This window comes from Flavobacterium sp. M31R6 (assembly GCF_013284035.1).
Classification (GTDB): domain Bacteria; phylum Bacteroidota; class Bacteroidia; order Flavobacteriales; family Flavobacteriaceae; genus Flavobacterium.
This window is the reverse complement of the sequence record NZ_CP054141.1, coordinates 45134-63298: the sequence shown is the minus strand read 5'-3', so window position 1 is coordinate 63298 and position 18165 is coordinate 45134. Positions and strand designations below refer to the sequence as shown.

At 33.2% G+C, this 18165-nt stretch carries 15 protein-coding genes; 11 read left to right on the top strand and 4 right to left on the bottom strand.

Features of this window, described 5'->3' with window-relative positions; translation table 11 throughout:
* The first annotated feature begins 50 nt into the window (after positions 1-50).
* Complete coding sequence (locus tag HQN62_RS00275) at positions 51-1262, top strand: BaiN/RdsA family NAD(P)/FAD-dependent oxidoreductase (RefSeq protein ID WP_173502892.1); 1212 nt, start codon at positions 51-53, stop codon at positions 1260-1262.
* 85 nt (positions 1263-1347) lie between these two features.
* The gene (locus HQN62_RS00270) at positions 1348-2127 is read left to right on the top strand and encodes a hypothetical protein (protein ID WP_173502891.1); all 780 of its coding nucleotides are present in this window, start codon (positions 1348-1350) and stop codon (positions 2125-2127) included.
* Between the two features lie 7 nt (positions 2128-2134).
* Here the strand turns inward: HQN62_RS00270 and HQN62_RS00265 are convergent, their stop codons facing one another.
* Positions 2135-2611 carry a TspO/MBR family protein gene (locus HQN62_RS00265; RefSeq protein ID WP_116796949.1) on the bottom strand — a complete coding sequence of 159 codons (477 nt, stop codon included), beginning with the start codon at positions 2609-2611 and terminating at the stop codon, positions 2135-2137.
* 108 nt (positions 2612-2719) lie between these two features.
* Between HQN62_RS00265 and HQN62_RS00260 the strand changes: the two genes are divergently transcribed.
* The 7 genes from HQN62_RS00260 (at position 2720) to HQN62_RS00230 (ending at position 10050) form a co-directional block, all read left to right on the top strand.
* Positions 2720-3802 (top strand): diphosphomevalonate decarboxylase, encoded by a 1083-nt coding sequence (locus HQN62_RS00260; protein ID WP_173502890.1) that lies wholly within the window; start codon positions 2720-2722, stop codon positions 3800-3802.
* Positions 3803-3841: 39 nt separating this feature from the next.
* Positions 3842-4036, top strand: coding sequence for a hypothetical protein (locus HQN62_RS00255; protein ID WP_116796951.1), 195 nt, complete (start codon positions 3842-3844; stop codon positions 4034-4036).
* A 47-nt stretch (positions 4037-4083) separates the two neighbouring features.
* Positions 4084-5022 (top strand): mevalonate kinase family protein, encoded by a 939-nt coding sequence (locus HQN62_RS00250; RefSeq protein WP_173502889.1) that lies wholly within the window; start codon positions 4084-4086, stop codon positions 5020-5022.
* 61 nt (positions 5023-5083) lie between these two features.
* The gene (locus HQN62_RS00245) at positions 5084-6040 is read left to right on the top strand and encodes a geranylgeranylglycerol-phosphate geranylgeranyltransferase (protein ID WP_116796953.1); all 957 of its coding nucleotides are present in this window, start codon (positions 5084-5086) and stop codon (positions 6038-6040) included.
* A 142-nt stretch (positions 6041-6182) separates the two neighbouring features.
* The gene (locus HQN62_RS00240) at positions 6183-7088 is read left to right on the top strand and encodes a pseudouridine synthase (RefSeq protein WP_111411180.1); all 906 of its coding nucleotides are present in this window, start codon (positions 6183-6185) and stop codon (positions 7086-7088) included.
* Between the two features lie 75 nt (positions 7089-7163).
* Positions 7164-7526 (top strand): nuclear transport factor 2 family protein, encoded by a 363-nt coding sequence (locus HQN62_RS00235; protein WP_173502888.1) that lies wholly within the window; start codon positions 7164-7166, stop codon positions 7524-7526.
* Positions 7527-7791: 265 nt separating this feature from the next.
* Positions 7792-10050, top strand: coding sequence for a glycoside hydrolase family 3 N-terminal domain-containing protein (locus HQN62_RS00230; protein ID WP_173502887.1), 2259 nt, complete (start codon positions 7792-7794; stop codon positions 10048-10050).
* Between the two features lie 84 nt (positions 10051-10134).
* Here the strand turns inward: HQN62_RS00230 and HQN62_RS00225 are convergent, their stop codons facing one another.
* The 3 genes from HQN62_RS00225 to HQN62_RS00215 form a co-directional block, all read right to left on the bottom strand.
* A complete protein-coding gene (locus HQN62_RS00225; RefSeq protein WP_116796956.1) occupies positions 10135-10743 on the bottom strand; it encodes a hypothetical protein in 609 nt (202 codons plus the stop codon).
* 229 nt (positions 10744-10972) lie between these two features.
* A complete protein-coding gene (locus HQN62_RS00220; protein ID WP_173502886.1) occupies positions 10973-11404 on the bottom strand; it encodes a response regulator in 432 nt (143 codons plus the stop codon).
* Between the two features lie 40 nt (positions 11405-11444).
* Positions 11445-13856, bottom strand: a complete 2412-nt coding sequence (locus tag HQN62_RS00215) for an MASE1 domain-containing protein (protein ID WP_173502885.1) — start codon at positions 13854-13856, stop codon at positions 11445-11447.
* A gap of 742 nt (positions 13857-14598) precedes the next feature.
* Between HQN62_RS00215 and HQN62_RS00205 the strand changes: the two genes are divergently transcribed.
* Entirely contained in the window at positions 14599-16038 is a 1440-nt protein-coding gene (locus HQN62_RS00205) for a site-specific integrase (protein ID WP_173502884.1), read from the top strand.
* Positions 16039-16067: 29 nt separating this feature from the next.
* Positions 16068-18134 carry a type I restriction-modification system subunit M gene (locus HQN62_RS00200; protein WP_173502883.1) on the top strand — a complete coding sequence of 689 codons (2067 nt, stop codon included), beginning with the start codon at positions 16068-16070 and terminating at the stop codon, positions 18132-18134.
* Positions 18135-18165 lie beyond the last annotated feature (31 nt).

Sequence of the window (18165 nt, the reverse complement as noted above, 5' to 3'; positions counted from 1 at the left end):
AATAAAATCACAAATAATGAAATCTATTCAATCTATTCCCTTTCATAATCATGAATCAAAATTTCGACATACTCGTTGTAGGCGGTGGAGCTGCAGGTTTTTTTACCGCTATCAATATCGTGGAGAAAAACCCGAAAATTAAGGTTGCCATCCTTGAAAGAGGAGCCGAGGTGTTAGGAAAAGTTCGTGTTTCTGGAGGCGGACGTTGCAATGTGACCCATGCCTGTTTTGAACCCAATGAACTGGTGAAATTTTACCCTCGAGGCGAAAAAGAACTGCGAGGTCCTTTTCATCAATTTTGTTCTGGAGATACCATTGAATGGTTCGAGAAACATGGAGTGGAGTTGAAAATTGAAGAAGATGGGCGTATGTTTCCCGTTTCAAATTCTTCTCAAACTATTATTGACTGTTTCCTGAAAGCTACTCAAAAGCTTGGAATTTCGGTTCTTACGGGTCAGAGTGTTCAGTCCATTTTCAAAAAAGATAATTTTTGGAAAGTAGAAACTCAGAATGAAAATTACATTGCCGAAAAATTGGTACTTGCCACGGGAAGCAATCCTAAAATCTGGGAAATGCTTCAACAGCAAGGTCACGCGATTGTGAGTCCAGTTCCTTCTTTATTTACTTTTAATATAAAAGATCCCCGAATAAAAGAATTACCGGGTGTGGCGGCTCAAGTTACAGTAAAAGTAAAAGACACCAAATTGGTTTCAACTGGGCCATTATTAATCACGCATTGGGGAATGAGCGGTCCTGCAATCTTGAAATTATCGGCTTGGGGAGCGCGAATTTTATTCGATAAAAACTATCAGTTTACGATTTCTGTCAATTGGCTAAACGATATGGATGGCGAACAGGTAGAGAAAATATTAAAATCGTTGAAACAAGAACACGCTAAAAAAGCAGTTTCAAAAAAATCTCCTTTTGATTTTCCAAACCGTCTTTGGGAAAGTTTGGTTTTAGCATCGAATATTGAAGGGGAAACAAAATGGGCCGATTTATCTAAAACGCAATTACAAAATTTAGTAAATCAATTGACGAATAGTACTTTTCAAGTCAATGGAAAAAGCACTTTTAAAGAAGAATTTGTAACCGCTGGCGGAATCGATTTAAAAGAAATCAACTTCAAAACAATGGAAAGCAAACTGCATGAGAATCTATATTTTGCTGGAGAAATCGTGAATATTGACGCCATTACAGGAGGTTTTAATTTCCAGAATGCCTGGACAAGCGGGTTTATTGTGGCGAATTCTATATTGTAAAAAATTAATTAACAAAAATTTACATCGACTCTAAGTTTTTCTTAAGGACGATTAGGATATATTTACTTTCAATAAATTCTTACTTATGAAGGTAAAATTACTTTTTGTCTTATCCTTACTTGCTTGTCAATTCAGTTATTCACAAACCGAAAAACTTCTTAAAGGAGTCGTTACATCAGACAATTTATTGCTGCAAAATGTGGAGGTAATCAACAAAACATCTAAAAAAAGCACCACTACAGATGACAGAGGAGAGTTTTTAATTCAAGTTAAAGTCAATGACAGCCTGCTTTTTTATGCTAAAGATTTTAATTGGAAAAGGTTGAAAGTATCTAAAGAACAGATTGAGTTAAACAATCTACAAGTTGTAATGTTTAAAAAACCTGAAGAGTTAGAGGAGGTTGTAATTACAAAAATGAATGCTATAGATTTTTTAGGATCTAAAGAATACAGACAAGAAGTAGCAGATAAAGCAGCGGCGAAGAAAGCCTATGACAAAGCAAATGACCGTATAGGATATGATGGAACTATTGATAATCCATTCGATTTTGTTGCAATTGGCGGGAAAGTCTTAAATTTATTTCTAAAAGAAAAATTGCCTCCAGTTACCAAGATGACCTCGGATTTATTGGATAGAAAAAAAGTGGTTCGAACAGAAAATGAATTTGCAACATTAGCAAAAAACACTTGTGATCAAATTTTTTTTACGGAAAGTTTAAAATTAAAAACTGACGAAATTGATCTCTTTCTTCAGTTTTGTGATGCCGATCCCAAATCAAAAAAACTAATTGAAAACAATAATATTCTCAGCATGATGGATTTTTTATCGGCCAAGAATATTGAATTCCAAAAATTGAAAAATTGACATCCGTCTACCTATTCAGCCACCAAATACTCCCGTTTAAAACTGCTGCAAAACTTACCCAAAGTAAATAGGGAATAAATAAATAACCAGAAATTTTGTTGATTTTGGAAAATTGAATATAGGTTTCATAAATCATCAACCACAGAATGATTACTTCAAGCCCAGCCAACATTGGATTTTTTAGTCCAAAAAATAAATAAGACCACAAAGCGTTTAACGCTAATTGGATGGCGAAAAATTGTAACGCTTTTTTAACTATCTCTTTTTCAAAATCGATTCTGTCCCAAACCAATCCTGCTGCGATTCCCATCATTATATAAAGCATACTCCAAACAGGAGCAAAAATCCAATTGGGCGGATTAAAACTTGGTTTAATCAAAGTAGGATACCAAGTTGTTATGGCAGAACGGGTAACCATTCCGGAGAAATAACCCACTACAAGACAAGTAACAACAATCGATAATATTCGGGTAATCTTATTCATTTCTTTTGTTTTAGTGGAGTCAAAATTACTAAAACTTTCTAAGGATTATCCAAATAAAGAAATAAACGATTTAAACAAAAAAAGTATCTTTGCCGAAAATTATTATTTATGTTTGAAGCTGACGATTTTATCCCATCAAAATATAACCATTCAATAGACCAGGGAAGTTTTTCCTGGAGCGCACCAAGTAATATAGCTTTGGTAAAATATTGGGGAAAAAAGGACAATCAGATTCCGGCTAATCCATCTGTCAGTTTTACTTTAAATAATTGCAAAACGATTACGACTTTGGCTTTCGCCAAAAAACAGAACAACGGCAATTTTTCTTTCGATTTATTATTTGAAGGAAAGCCAAAAGAGGACTTCAAACCAAAAATCCAAAAATTCTTGGAACGAGTTGAAATATATTTACCTTTTCTGAAAGATTATCATTTTACGATTGACACCCAAAATACTTTTCCACACAGTTCCGGTATTGCTTCTTCGGCATCGGGAATGGCAGCTTTGGCTATGAATTTCATGAGTTTAGAAAAAGCATTGCATCCAGAAATAACAGATGATTATTTCTTCAGTAAAGCTTCATTTCTCGCGCGATTGGGCTCAGGAAGCGCTTGCAGAAGCGTAAAAGGTCAAATGGTAGTTTGGGGAAATCAAAAAAATATAAAAGGAAGCACCGATTTGTATGGAGTTGAATATCCGTATGCGATTCATGATGCATTCAAAAATTTTCAAGACACTATTCTGCTTGTTGACAAAGGCGAAAAACAAGTTTCGAGTACAGTTGGCCATGATTTGATGCACGACCACCCATTTGCCGAAAGGCGATTTGCTCAAGCACATGAAAATTTAGATAAACTGATTCCAGTTTTTGAAAATGGAAATATTGAAGAATTCATCAAGATTGTAGAAAGCGAGGCCTTAACTTTGCATGCGATGATGATGACTTCGTTGCCCTATTTTATTTTGATGAAACCCAATACCTTGCAGATTATTAATGCGATTTGGAAATTTAGAAGTGAAACCAAAACACCAGTTTGTTTTACTTTGGATGCTGGAGCAAATGTACATGTTTTGTATCCAAATGAGGTCAAAGAAAAAGTGTTGCAATTTATTAAAGCAGAATTAGTTGGCTATTGCCAAAATGGTCAGTACCTTTGCGACGAAATTGGGAATGGTGCTTTGTTAAATTGATCCCTTTTTTTAGTATCTTTAATTCTTAATGCGACGATCATGGATTTGAATGTGGAGAAATTAGAATTAATTAAGAAGATAGTAAAAACCAAAGACGTTGATCTTCTAAAGAAAATCAGGGCAGTTTTTGAAGACAAAAGGAAAGAGGTTTGGGAGGAATTAACACCCGAACAACAAGAAGAAATAAACATAGCAATACAAAATGAAAATCGTGGAGATGTTGTCGATTTTTGAAATAAACAATCTAATTACCAACCCCAAATTGATAATTTAAAATATATATGAAAGGACCTTTATTTTACTCAAAAATATTACTCTTTGGAGAATACGGAATTATTCGTGACTCCAAAGGATTGTCAATCCCTTATAATTTTTACAATGGAGCTTTAAAGAAAGATGCTAATCCTTCGGACGAAGCAATACAATCAAATGGTCATTTGAAACGATTTGTAGCTTATTTGGAACAATTGCAAAAGGACCAACCTGATTTGGTGACTTTTGATTTAGAGACTTTAAATAGTGATGTTCAAACAGGAATGTATTTTGATTCCAGTATTCCACAAGGATATGGAGTGGGGAGTAGCGGCGCATTGGTAGCGGCTATTTATGATAAATATGCGCAACATAAAATCACGGTTTTGGAGAATTTAACACGTGAAAAATTATTGACTCTAAAAACTATTTTTTCGCAAATGGAAAGTTTTTTCCACGGAAAAAGTTCGGGACTTGACCCATTGAACAGTTATTTGAGTATTCCAATTTTGATAAATTCAAAAGACAATATTGAAGCTACCGGAATTCCTACCCAAAGTTTTGAGGGAAAAGGCGCAGTGTTTTTGTTAGATTCGGGCATTGTTGGTGAAACAGCTCCGATGGTTAATATTTTTATGGAAAACCTAAAAGACAAAGGGTTTCGTACGATGTTAAAAAATCAATTTGTAAAATATACGGATGCTTGTGTTGAGAATTTTTTGGGTGGAGACATGAAGTCTTTATTTGAAAACACTAAGCAATTATCAAAAGTGGTCCTGAATAATTTTAAACCAATGATTCCTGAACAGTTTCACGGTATCTGGCAAGAAGGAATAGATTCAAATGATTATTATCTGAAACTGTGTGGTTCAGGCGGAGGTGGCTATATCTTAGGATTTACACAAGATTTAGAAAAGGCAAAAGAGTCATTGAAGGATTTTAAATTGGAAGTCGTTTATCAGTTTTAATTTTTTTATTTGTAAACAAACCAATTTAATAAGCGCTACTTATAAACTCTAAACAAACTCCATGTTAAGCAGGCAGCATAAACTATTTGTATTAAAGATTGTGAGTTTGTTCTCTGTAGTTAGAGGTTATAATATTCCCATTATAGCTTTGGCCCAATATTTATCGGCTATTTTTATATTGGCTCCCGAGAGGAGAGCTTTGTCAATACTGCTGGATTTTCAACTTTTTATAATTGTATTGGGATCCAGTTTAACAATTGCTTCCGGATACATTATCAATAGTTTTTACGACAGTAAAAAGGACTTGATTAACAAGCCAAATAAATCACAACTGGATCGTTTAGTGAGTCAAAAAACCAAACTTCAAGTCTATTTTAGCCTTAATTTTTTCGTGGCTTTAATTGCTTTTTTTGTTTCATTTAGAGCCGTTTTGTTTTTTTCTACTTATATTTTCTTGATTTGGTTTTATTCCCATAAAATTAAAAAGTACCCTTTAATCGGGAATTTAATGGCAGCTTTATTGGCAGTTCTACCTTTTTTTGGTATTTTGCTTTATTTTTATCTAAAAATGCCATTGTATGAAATCGAAAGTAATAGTGGTAAACTTGCGGTTATACTTTCGCATGGCGCTTTTCTATTCTTATTAATCCTTATTCGGGAAATGATAAAGGATTTGGAAAATTTAAAAGGCGATTTAGCTAATGATTATAAAACCATTCCAATTATTTATGGAGAAGAAGTTTCCAAAAAAATAATCACGGGATTAGCATTATTGACTGTTATACCAGTCTATTTTTTAATCAATGTGTACGATGTTGGTTATATGGATATTTACTTTTATTCCGGTTTTGTAATCATGATTTTTTTCTTGCTGTATTTGTGGAAATGGGAAACCAAAGAGCAATATGTTTTATTGCACAATGTTTTGAAATTCCTAATTGTAGCAGGCGTATTTTGTATCGTTTTGATTAATCCCAGCGTTTTATGGAACGGTAAAAAAATATTGATGACTATTTAATGATTCTTTGATTGGGTTAATCGTTTTTATAAAACTTTAGAATGTGCAACAGTCATTTAATTAAGTAGTTAACTTTTTCTAATTACCAAAAATCGTTTCCCAATGATATAAATAGTATCTTTGCAGCAAATTATAGAATATTATGAACAATAAGGAAGGCAATAATAAAAGAAGTGGTGCTAGACCAACAAGCTCTAGACCAAGTTCCAATAAGCCAAAACCTGCGATGCAAAAAAGGGCACAAGGGCCAAAAAAAGTAAAAACAATTGTAAAAGTTGCCGATACTACTGATAAAGTAGAGAAAAAACCTAATCAAGCGCCTAAAAGACCTAAAGTAAAAGATGAAATTCGTTTGAATAAATACATCTCAAACTCAGGGACTTGCTCCAGACGTGATGCTGATATTTACATTCAATCAGGAAATGTAAAAGTAAATGGTATTCCTGTTACCGAAATGGGTTATATGGTAAAACCAGGAGATGTGGTTAATTTTGACGGTGTGGTTTTGACACCGGAGAAAAAAGTGTACATCTTATTAAATAAGCCTAAAAATTTCACCACAGCCCTTGATGAAGGTCAAGAATATCGTAATGTTTTAGAACTGGTTAAAGGTTCTACCAATGCGAAAATTGGACCAATAGGCAGAATGGATAAAAATACAACGGGACTTTTGTTGTTTACCAATGATACGGACATGATTCGTAAATTTACATTACCGAATCAAAAATCTTCCAAAATCTATCAGGTTTCTTTAGATAAAAATTTAAAATTTGAAGATTTAGAAAAAATAAACAAAGGACTTGTTCTTGATGGACACCGCGTTTATGTTGAGGATGTAAGCTATATTGAAGGAGAAGCCAAAAGTGAAATTGGACTTCAATTAAGATCGGCAAATGTAAAAGTAGTGCGTTCCATTTTTGAACATTTCAATTATGATGTTCTTAGAATTGACCGTGTGGCTTTTGCAGGATTAACCAAGAAAAATTTGCCTAGAGGAAATTGGAGATTGCTAACAGAACAAGAAATTATCAATTTGAAGAACGTATAATTTTTTTGAAAATAACTTCAAAATCCCTTTCATGACAAAATGTAAAGGGATTTTTTAATTTTAAAAAGAAACAGAATGACAGCAGAAAAATTGCAATCCATAGCTTTCAAATGGTTTGAAGCTTTTAATAATCATAATTTGGAACAATTATTATCACTTTATGATGATGAAGCAGAGCATTTTAGTCCAAAATTAAAAATCCGTAAACCAGAAACGCAAGGGTTAGTAGTTGGAAAAGAACATTTAAGAGCTTGGTGGCAAGACGCTTTTGATCGTTTGCCAAGTTTGCACTATAAAGTGACTTCTTTAACGGCCAATGCTGATCGTGTTTTTATGGAATACATTCGCACAGTTGAGGGTGAAGAAGACATGCTTGTTGCTGAGGTTCTTGTGGTAAAAGAAGACAAAATTGTTGCTTCGAGAGTTTATCATGGATAGTAATTGAAACAATTTTTATTATTTAAAAATCCCATTTCGCTAAAAAAGTGAAATGGGATTTTTTTTGGAAAAAAAAGTAAAAGTAAAAAGGAAGTTTAGGTGCTAGCGCCTAATTATAAAATTACGAAAACGTTAAACCTATGAAAAACAACCAAATTAGTTCCTTAAAAAACAGTTCTTTAATAAATATAATTACTTTTAAAATTCGTTAATAATTTTAAGCAATTATTAAAAAGTCTAAGTTTAAAAGATAAATTATAAAAAAATGAGATTAAAAATTGCACTACTGCTAATTTTCAGTTTTCTGGCTTTTGGGGTTAGAAGTCAAAACACCAATCCTGAAATTGACAAGAAAGTGGCCGAATTGCTTTCTAAAATGAGTACCGAAGAAAAAATTGGTCAGATGACACAAATTACCGTTACTTCTTTTGAAGCCAAAGGAAAACCAGGAGAATTTGATATAGCAAAATTAAATGAGGCTATTCAAAAATATCATGTTGGATCTATTTTAAATGTACCAAATCCTGGTGCGCCAACTATTAAAAGATGGAACGAAGTAGTTACGGCAATTAGCAATGAAGCCAATAAATCAAGATTAAAAATACCAGTTTTGTATGGAATAGATGCTATTCACGGTTCAAGTTATACAGCAGGAGCAACCTTGTTTCCGCAGCAAATTGGAATGGCAGCAACATTCAACACGGATATTGTGAAAAAAGGTGCTAAAATATCGGCCTACGAAACTAGAGCCTCTTCAATTCCTTGGGTTTTCTCACCTGATTTGGATTTGCCTAGAAATCCAGCTTGGTCAAGATTGTGGGAATCTTTTGGAGAAGATGTGTATTTATCGGCTCGAATGGGCGAAGCGATGGTAAAAGGTTTTGAAGGGAGTGATGTTGGGTCAAAATATAATGTAGCTTCCTGTATGAAACATTATATAGGATATGGTAGTACAACCACCGGAAAAGACAGAACTCCAAGTATTATTCCAGAGCGAGTGCTGAGACAATTTGATTTGACTATTTACCAAGCAGCTATTAAAGCGGGTGCCAAAAGTGTAATGGTTAGTTCTGGTGAGATTAACGGAACTCCAATTCACGCCAGCAAATACCTAATTACTGATGTTTTGAAAAAAGAATTGGGTTTTCAAGGTGTTGTAGTTACCGATTGGAAAGACATTATTTATCTCTACACCAGACATAAAGTAGCCGAAAACAATCGTGAAGCGGTGAAATTATCTGTAATGGCAGGAATTGATATGAGTATGGTTCCAGAAGATTATACTTTTTATGTTGATCTGTTGGATTTAGTGAACAAAGGAGAAGTGCCAATGTCAAGGATTGACGATGCTGTAACCAGAATTTTGAAAATGAAATTTGAATTGAATTTATTTCAAACGACAGTTGCCAATTTAAAAGATTATCCGAAGTTTGGTTCTCCAGAATTCATTGATGCAGCTTATAATGCTGCTGCGGAGTCAATCACATTGTTAAAAAACAACAATGCTGTATTGCCTTTGAATAGAAACGAAAAAGTATTGCTAACAGGGCCTACAGCCAATAGTATGAAATATTTGAATGGTGGTTGGTCTTACAACTGGCAGGGAGAGAATTCAGATACTTATGCGGCAGACAAAATGACTATTCTGGAGGCATTACAAAATGAAATTGGAAAAGAAAATGTGTTGTATACTCCTGGTGCTGATTTAGCAAACTTTAATGATGCTGAAATTGCAAGAACGGTTGAAATGGCAAAAGGTGTGTCTAAAATTATTCTATGTCTTGGCGAGAAAAACTATACCGAAACACCTGGGGACATTAGTAATTTATACATTACTGCTTCTCAATCTAAACTGGCTTTAGCTTTGTCTAAATTAAACATACCAATTGTTTTGGTTTTGAATGAAGGAAGACCAAGATTGATAAGCGATTTTGAAGACAACATGAGTGCTGTAGTACAGTGCTATTTGCCAGGAAATGAAGGTGCGAGAGCATTAGCAGATATATTGTATGGCGATGTGAATCCTAGTGGAAGATTGCCGTATAATTATCCTAGATATCCTAATTCATTAGAAAAATACAATCGCAAATACACTGAAAGTTTAGGGGATGACGAGCAAAATAATGATGCCAAGTATGAGAAAAGTTATTCGCCTCAATTCGAATTTGGAACAGGTTTATCATATACCACTTTTGAATATTCGAACCTTAAAATTGATAAAACAGAAATAAGTAATTCGGATGACTTAAAGGTTACAGTTGATGTAAAAAACACTGGAAAAGTAAGTGGGAAAGTTTCTGTTTTGCTCTATTTATCAGATAAAGTGGCAAGTATAACACCTGAAGTTAAGGCGTTGAAACGATTTGAGAAAATTAATTTGGCTTCGGGCGAAAGCAAAACTGTAAGTTTTACTTTAAATCAAAAAGACCTTCAATTTGTAAATAATGATTTGAAATGGATTTCTGAAAATGGAACTTTCAAAATTCAAATAGAAGGACTTACGAAAGAGTTTATATTAAAATAGGTTTAATTAGTTAGAAGAAAAATGGTAACAGTCTTAGGATTGTTGCCATTTTTTATTTTAAAAAAACCTTGTGAACTTGTGTAGTTAGAATTTGAAAATTTTATTTAAGAAATGAGGTCTTGAATTGGTTTTTATCGATGTCTTTGAATCGGCGTGAGCATCTTCATATTCAAAATTTGAATATCCAAGAAGTACCCTGATACCTTCGGGAACATTATGCAGTATTACTTTTTTTTGTGAATTTAAGTCGTTTTGGATAATTACCGATTTTTGTTTTTCATTTACAAAATGTGATAATATTAGCATTACTGCAAAATTTAGAATAGCTCGCGCTGTTTCACTTTTGATGCCAACTTCATTTGATATCATTTCAGAGATACGTCCTTTTTTGGTGGAGAAAATCAAATTTAATGGAGTAGAACCTTCTTGTTCAAAAGAGTAATTTATTGAAGAAATTTTTCCGTTTTCAAATTCAGTGGTTTTATAAAATTCAGTAAAAGTTATAGAATCAATGATTTTGTCATATAAAATGGTGTTGTCCATTATATTCTCGAGACCAATAAGAACGGTGCAAATACTGGTGTCAATAGATTTTCTCAATAATATTTCATTTTCTTCAAATTTTTTGCAAAATATTGAAATTAATGGAGAAGTGATAATGCTTCGTAGTTGAAGAAGTAAAATGGGGGTCATATTCTATCTTTTATCAAGCAATTTTATTTGTATTGATTTTAAATAACCGACTAAATGATTTATTTTTCCGATTATCTGATAAATATATAAAAAATATAACAAAAGACAAGAAAAACATTTTTTTTGTGAAAAAAATGTTTTATTGCATCGATAGCTAATGCCATTGGTCATTATTTTTTACACCAACGGTTTATAATAAATTGATTCTTTGGATAATGTAATGATAAAATTAATCTAGATGTTCAGGGAAAAAAGTATTCATAATAGAAGTGAGTCCCTCCAAAGTAAGAACCTTATTCTGGAAGCCTGAAATTGCAGGAAGCTTTGAAGCTTTTTCTTTGTCATCGGGGTTAAAGGAACTGGTGAGCATAACAATTATAGTCTTTCCTTTTTGATTTTTATTCAATTTTGAAAAGGCTTCGGCAAATTCCCATCCATCCATTACAGGCATATTGATGTCCAGTAAAATCAGCATGGGTTGTGGAAAGATACCATCTGATTTTTCATATTTTCCGGTGTTAGTTAGGTAGTCTAGTGCTTGTCTACCATTTAAAGTGGTTTCGATATGGTCTGTTATTCCTGCTTTTTTGATTAGCATTTTACTGATAAAATTGGTTGCTACATCGTCATCCACTAGCAAAACAGAATTTAATTTTTTCATACTTAGCAATTGTTTATTTTTTAAGGATAGGATGCTGTTTTTATTTCGGTAAGTTAAAGTAAACAATTGTGCCTTGACCAATTGTTGATTCTACCCAAATAGAACCTCTATGTAAGGCTACAATTTTTTTGCAAATTGAAAGACCTATACCTATTCCAGGATATTCATCCCTGTTATTCAAACGTTTAAAAATGATAAAGGCTTTTTCTTTGTTTTGTTCCTCAATTCCAATTCCATTATCTTGTACAGCAAACTGCCAGTTGTCTTCAACTTGTTTCGCTGTAATATTGATGGTTAACGGAGTTTCTTTTTTTCTGAATTTTATTGCATTTTCTATTAAGTTTTGAAATAGCTGAATCAATTCTACAGAAGACCCTTGTACTTGAGGCAAATCATCAACTATGATTTGTGTTTCTGTTTTTTGAATGGTATCCGATAAGGTTGAAATAGTATTATTTACGATTTCATTGCAATCTACTTTTGTTAATTCAATTTGGCTTCCAATTCTGGAATAGTCCAATAATCCTTTGACAAGTCTTTGCATTCGATTAGAGGACTCCAAAATAAAATTCAGGTATTGATTAATGTTTTCATTGGTTTCTTTTGGGAAATCGGCCTTAATGAGTTCTGAAAAATATTTTAGTGTAAGCAAAGGCTCTTGTAAGTCATGTGAAGTGATATAGGCAAATTGTTCCAGTTCTTTGTTTTGAATTTGTAATTTTTGGTTTTGATTTGCAATTTCTTTTTCATCTTTCTTTCTTTGCGTTATGTCTTGTGCGATAGCATCTATGTGATGTGGAATTCCATTTTTGTCAAAAATCATTTTGGCATTAAGGGAAACGCAAATTAGTTCTCCTGATTTTGTTTTGACCAATTTTTCAAAATTTTTCAAAATAAATTTTTCTTGAATAATTTTAATAACAGCATCAGGTTTCTCTTCATCAGTTTGTAGAACATTTGTTGGTTTTCCTATTAGTTCTTCTGGCGTATAACCTGTTATGTCTTTGATAGATGGACTTATGCTCCAAAAAATGCCATTTGGATCTATTTGAAAAATCACATCCTGAATATTTTCAAATATGTTTCGGTACTTTTCTTCACTTTTTTTCAAAGCTTCTTCCGCTTTTATCTTTTTCGAAATGTTGGTTGAAATTACCGTGGCACCTATGATTTCATCGTTCTGGTTTACAATAGGGCTAGTTCTAAATTCCCAATAGCTGTCGTTGAATTCAAAATGTCGTACAGTAGTGATGTTTTCCCCCAAAAAAACTTTGCTTAGTACCGCCAAGGAGTCATCAAGTTCGTCTTTGTTGATCATGCAATCTTGTAATTTCATTCCCAAAGCAATGTCTATGCCATACATTACTTTCATATTGATACTGTGCTGACTATTAAAACTTAAGTATTCAAAATTACGACCAAGGGAGTAAATACTGACACCTTTGGGACTTTCAAGGGTTGATTCAAGCAAAGTTTGATTTTCACGAAGTCTTTTTTCGCTTGTTTTAATTGAATCTTCGGTCTTTTTTCGTTCGGAGATAATTCCTGCTAAAAAAAGACTACAAATGATTGTTACACTCAAAAACAGATCCAAAAACAAAATGGAATCGTTAATGCGCTCTTCATTAAATGGGCCAATTCCTTGAGCTGTTGTTATAATTGCAAATAATGCTATTATAATAATGAATAGCGTTGTAATCTGAATTCCGAAACGATAGGCAGACCAGAATAATAAGGGTAAGATGAGATATTTTAGATCGTGATATTGAAAGAATACGCCAAAACATAATAAAATGGTTGCTAGTCCATATAGTGTTATTTCTAAGAAATTAAAATTATTGGTATTGAAAGAGTCTTTAGAAAACCAAGACAGCATCAACGGAGTAATTAAAATGATACCGATTGCATCGCCAAGCCACCATGTTTTATAAGTGTACCAAAATTGCTCTACGGGAATTGAACCATTAAGAAAAAAACTGGCTACTCCAATCAAGGAAGTAATCGTCGAATAAGCGATTGGCCCCAAAATAAGTAGTGTCAATACATTTTTTCCATTGCTCAATGGATGCTCTTTTTCGCAAAAACGAGTAACTATAATTGTCGCCGAAATTGATGCTATTACGGAGCCAATTGAAATAAAGAAGGCTATTGGAAGGTGGTTTAGGAATAGCGTTTTATCTAGGTTAGCTAGGTCATTACTGAGGAGTGTGTTTGAATAAAGGGAGCCAATCCAAATTCCAATCAATGCATTACGTCCCAAAATCAATGTCGAGCCAAATGCAAATCCAGCAGCTAGAAAAATGGGGCTAACTGTACTTTCGTCAATTGTTAATAAAAAACTTATTTTGGCAAGTAAAATATATAAAGTAGCAACCACAAGAACTGCAATTGGAGTTGACCTTAATAGTGAAGGTATTGAGTATGAAAAATTTAATGAATTTTTTGATTTCATTATATTGAGGTTTCTATTTACAGCACTACTCAAAATTAATAAGATTTATCGGAACACATTGGTAATGAGGGTGTTTTTTTTCTAAAAAATAATTGATAGTTCTAAAATGTAAGTTTGTAGGTATGAATTTATGAAATTTTGATATAAATTTTCATAAATCGATAGTGTTTTTTGTTAATGACGCAGTAGTGATTTTTTCCTGCGCGGAACTTAATAAAGAATTGTTGTTGTTTAACTTTCAGGTTAAAGTTGTTTGTTTTCAAATAAATAAGAAATGTAGAGGAATCAGGTTTTAAAAACTTTAATATTCTACTAAACATAATAACTTGTAATTACCAGTCAGTCTTAAACTATTTTGATTGTAGAAGTACAAATGGCATCCGCAGAATCTTTCAATGCAAAAATAAAAGCTTTTAGAAGTCAATTTAGAGGAGTGAGAAATATAGATTTTTTCTTGTTCAGATTATCTAATCTTTTTGCATAATCCCCAACTTTTGCACCTGATCCCAAATTTTGCTTTTTGGGAAAATGTAAAAAACAAAAAACCCACTCGTCTGAGTGGGTTTTGTGGTACCTCCAGTACTACAGTGTTTTGGTTTCATTTTACACCAATGTACTCCAATTACCAGCATTTATAAGGCGTAAAGCTTGGGATTGTAAAACGACAAGTTTCAAATAATAACAGAAAATACCATTTGATTACAAGAAATTACGCTGTATATTACGCAGTAATTTAAGAGTAATGAAAAACATAAAAATACGGTACTATTTAGAACCTAAGGCTAGTATTCCTGAGGAAAGAGCAAAACCAGAGCTAATAATGGCAGAGATAAGTTACGGCTACGCTGTTATAAATAGTCAAGGCAAAAAGAGGCATACACCTGCTAGATACTCATTACAGGAGAATATTATACCATCAAAATTCGGGAAAAAGGAGGAGAATTTCAAGTTTAATGAAGAGATTTTCAAGAAAGCGAACAAGAACAATGCAACCATTAAAACTAAAATGCTTCAATTTGAAGGTGTTCTAAACGAAATAGCCAATGAATACATTTTAAAAATTGAAGAGCCAACTCCAAAAGAACTAACAAGCAAACTGGCTATTAAGTTACGTACAGAAACGGTAGTAGAACCAAAATTATCTATTCTGGAATACTTGTATGGAAAAATCGACAAAGAGAAAGAGAACAGTGGTAAATCGATGAAAAAAAGCAAAAAAGGAAACACGATTAAAACTTATGAAACCTTAAGTCACTTAATCGAAAATTACCAGATTGCTACAAATGTAAAATTATCTTTTGAAGAATTTAACGAGGCTAAATACTGGAATCTGTGGAATATTTTGGACGATATTTTACAAGATAAAATCAAAGTGGTTAATCCAAATCAGATTAGAAAACAGCGAAAACAAGAGTATGGCTATTTGGTGGTTTCAATCCGCAAGCATCAAAAAACATTGTTATCAACGCTAAAGGATGCGATTAAAGAGGGTTTCAAAGTTCCGCTTGATGTTCATGATACGAATTTGATTTTAGAAGATTTTGATGCGGTCAAGGATTTTTATGTGGAAACTGATTTGATTAAAAAAATTATTGATTCCGATGTTTCTTGGGATGCTAAGTTACAGACAGCAAAAGACTATTTTGTTATAGCAAGCTTAACAGGTATGAGATTCGAGAGTATGGACGAAGCTCAGAATGCCAAAATACAAACATTTAAAGATTCTAAATACAAATTCGATTACATACATAGTATTCACAATAAAACCTCAACAGAGGTTTATATTCCTTTCTTAAAGCCAGTACAAGATATTATATTGAGAAACGGGAAGTTTCCAAGTATTCCTTCAAATGGGGAAATAAATTCTGGTCTAAAATTACTTTTTAAGCATTTAAAGATAAATAAACTTGAAAGCGTTACAAAAGTAACCTACAGGAATGGAACAATTTCAACTAAAGAGCCAATGAGCAGTTTAATTAGTTCACATGACTGTAAAGGAACGTTTTACTCGAATTTATACAGTTTGAATGTGCCAGAAATAGTAATTGACAATATTACCCATCCAGATAGAAAGCCTAAAAACGCAATGGCTAAGATATACAACAAGACAACGATGCTTACGAAAGCTAAACTTTTTGTTGATGAGATAATGAAAATCGATTCAGACGTTTATGCCTTTTAAGCTATATTTGCGCAAATAAAAAAACAACAATGACACTAAACGAAATTCTAAAGGATTCCAACTATAAATTAACTCAGTTTTCGCCAGAGCAAATTATAAAATTTGAAAAAACGATAGTGACTAAAGACGTGAAAGGGACGTCAACGCCATACATAAACTGTTTGGTTAGGAAAAAAGAAATAAAGCTTACTCCAGAGGAAGCGGTACGTCAGTTGTATTTAATCGTACTTACTGATGACTATGGTTATTCGACAGATAGGATGGAGTTAGAGTATGCGGTAACTTTTGGGCGTGAAAAAAAGCGTGCAGACATTGTTGTCTTTGACAAGCAGGACACAACTGCTGTTTATATGATGGTGGAACTAAAGAAACCAAAACTAAAAGATGGTAAAGAGCAGTTAAAGTCATATTGTAATGCTACAGGTTCTCCTATTGGAATTTGGAGTAATGGTGATAGTATTTCGTATTACAATCGTAAAGACCCGAACTATTTTGAGGATATTCCAAATATACCAAAGGCAAACGAAAGGCTCTCAGATGTATTAACGGAGCGTTGGACGATAGATGATTTAGTAAGAAAAGATAAACTGGTAACAGAAAGAAAGTCGCTTAAAGATTTGATTTTGGAGATGGAAGATGAGGTTTTGTCTAATGCTGGAGTTGATGTATTCGAGGAGCTTTTTAAACTGATTTTTACTAAGCTTTTTGATGAGATGGAGAGTGGGCGAAATAAAGGCAAGCACTTAGAGTTTAGAAATTACGGTGATACTGAAACCGAATTGAAAGAGAAAATACAATCTATTTTTGATAAAGCGAAAAGGAAGTGGGAAGGAGTGTTTACAACGGATGCAAAACTGATGTTGACACCTTCGCATTTGTCAGTTTGCGTTTCCTCGTTACAGGATGTTAAACTGTTTAACTCTAATTTGGACGTAGTGGATGAAGCATTTGAATATCTCATCAACAAAAGTAGCAAAGGGGAAAAAGGACAATATTTTACACCGAGATACGCAATTGATATGTGTGTAAAGATGTTGAATCCTCAAAAGGAAGAGACAGTAATTGATACGGCATCTGGTAGTTGTGGATTTCCAGTACATAGCATTTTTCATGTTTGGGAACAAATAATGAAAGAAAAAGGATTGCCAAAAAGCCATTTGTTTACTACGGAAGAAAAACCAGTAGAGTGTATCGACTATGTACAGGAAAAAGTATTTGCTATCGACTTTGACGAAAAGGCGGTAAGAGTAGCCAGAACCTTAAATCTGATTGCAGGTGACGGACAAACAAATGTACTACATCTCAACACACTAGACTGGGAAAGATGGGATGAAAATTTGAAAGATGAGATTTGGCAGGACACTTACCATGTAGGATGGAAAAAATTAAAAAATCTAAGAACAGATAAAAATAGTAATAGAGATTTTCAGTTTGATGTTTTGATGGCAAATCCACCTTTTGCAGGGGATATTAAAGAGAGTAGAATTTTATCCAAATATGAATTAGGTAAAAAACCAAATGGAAAGTACCAAACTGCTGTAGGACGTGATATACTATTTATAGAGCGAAATTTGGATTTTTTAAAGCCAGGGGGACGTATGGCGGTAGTTTTGCCACAAGGGCGTTTTAATAACAGTTCAGACAAGAACATCAGAGATTATATTGCAGAGCGTTGTAGGATTTTGGGAGTGGTTGGATTACACGGTAACGTATTTAAGCCTCATACAGGAACAAAAACTAGTGTTTTATTAGTTCAGAAATGGGATGATAAACTTTGTCCAAAAATAGATGATTATCCTATATTCTTTGCAACCATGCAAGAACCGAGTAAGGATAACAGCGGTGAAAAGATATTTGTGAAGAAAAAAGATTTTCCAAAGTCAGCAAAAAAAACTGCTAAGGTAGATGAGGTTGCAGAACCAGTTGACCATTATGATGAAGCGCCACAAAATCTGGATGAGTATTTGTTAGACACACATGGACACTTAATTGTAAAGCATGATTTATTCAACCATGAAGGACTTACTAAAGATGGGATAGCAGAAGCGTTCAATGAGTTTGCTAAGAAAGAAAAACTTTCATTTGCGGGAAAGTAGATAGCCGTTTCAACGAAGGCAAGTATAATGA

Excerpts from the sequence above, each read along its gene's own strand:
- HQN62_RS00275 (WP_173502892.1), top strand. The coding sequence starts at position 51 with ATGAATCAAAATTTCGACATACTCGTTGTAGGCGGTGGAGCTGCAGGT.
- HQN62_RS00270 (WP_173502891.1), top strand. The coding sequence starts at position 1,348 with ATGAAGGTAAAATTACTTTTTGTCTTATCCTTACTTGCTTGTCAATTC.
- HQN62_RS00265 (WP_116796949.1), bottom strand. The coding sequence starts at position 2,611 with ATGAATAAGATTACCCGAATATTATCGATTGTTGTTACTTGTCTTGTA.
- HQN62_RS00260 (WP_173502890.1), top strand. The coding sequence starts at position 2,720 with ATGTTTGAAGCTGACGATTTTATCCCATCAAAATATAACCATTCAATA.
- HQN62_RS00255 (WP_116796951.1), top strand. The coding sequence starts at position 3,842 with ATGGATTTGAATGTGGAGAAATTAGAATTAATTAAGAAGATAGTAAAA.
- HQN62_RS00250 (WP_173502889.1), top strand. The coding sequence starts at position 4,084 with ATGAAAGGACCTTTATTTTACTCAAAAATATTACTCTTTGGAGAATAC.
- HQN62_RS00245 (WP_116796953.1), top strand. The coding sequence starts at position 5,084 with ATGTTAAGCAGGCAGCATAAACTATTTGTATTAAAGATTGTGAGTTTG.
- HQN62_RS00240 (WP_111411180.1), top strand. The coding sequence starts at position 6,183 with ATGAACAATAAGGAAGGCAATAATAAAAGAAGTGGTGCTAGACCAACA.
- HQN62_RS00235 (WP_173502888.1), top strand. The coding sequence starts at position 7,164 with ATGACAGCAGAAAAATTGCAATCCATAGCTTTCAAATGGTTTGAAGCT.
- HQN62_RS00230 (WP_173502887.1), top strand. The coding sequence starts at position 7,792 with ATGAGATTAAAAATTGCACTACTGCTAATTTTCAGTTTTCTGGCTTTT.
- HQN62_RS00225 (WP_116796956.1), bottom strand. The coding sequence starts at position 10,743 with ATGACCCCCATTTTACTTCTTCAACTACGAAGCATTATCACTTCTCCA.
- HQN62_RS00220 (WP_173502886.1), bottom strand. The coding sequence starts at position 11,404 with ATGAAAAAATTAAATTCTGTTTTGCTAGTGGATGACGATGTAGCAACC.
- HQN62_RS00215 (WP_173502885.1), bottom strand. The coding sequence starts at position 13,856 with ATGAAATCAAAAAATTCATTAAATTTTTCATACTCAATACCTTCACTA.
- HQN62_RS00205 (WP_173502884.1), top strand. The coding sequence starts at position 14,599 with ATGAAAAACATAAAAATACGGTACTATTTAGAACCTAAGGCTAGTATT.
- HQN62_RS00200 (WP_173502883.1), top strand. The coding sequence starts at position 16,068 with ATGACACTAAACGAAATTCTAAAGGATTCCAACTATAAATTAACTCAG.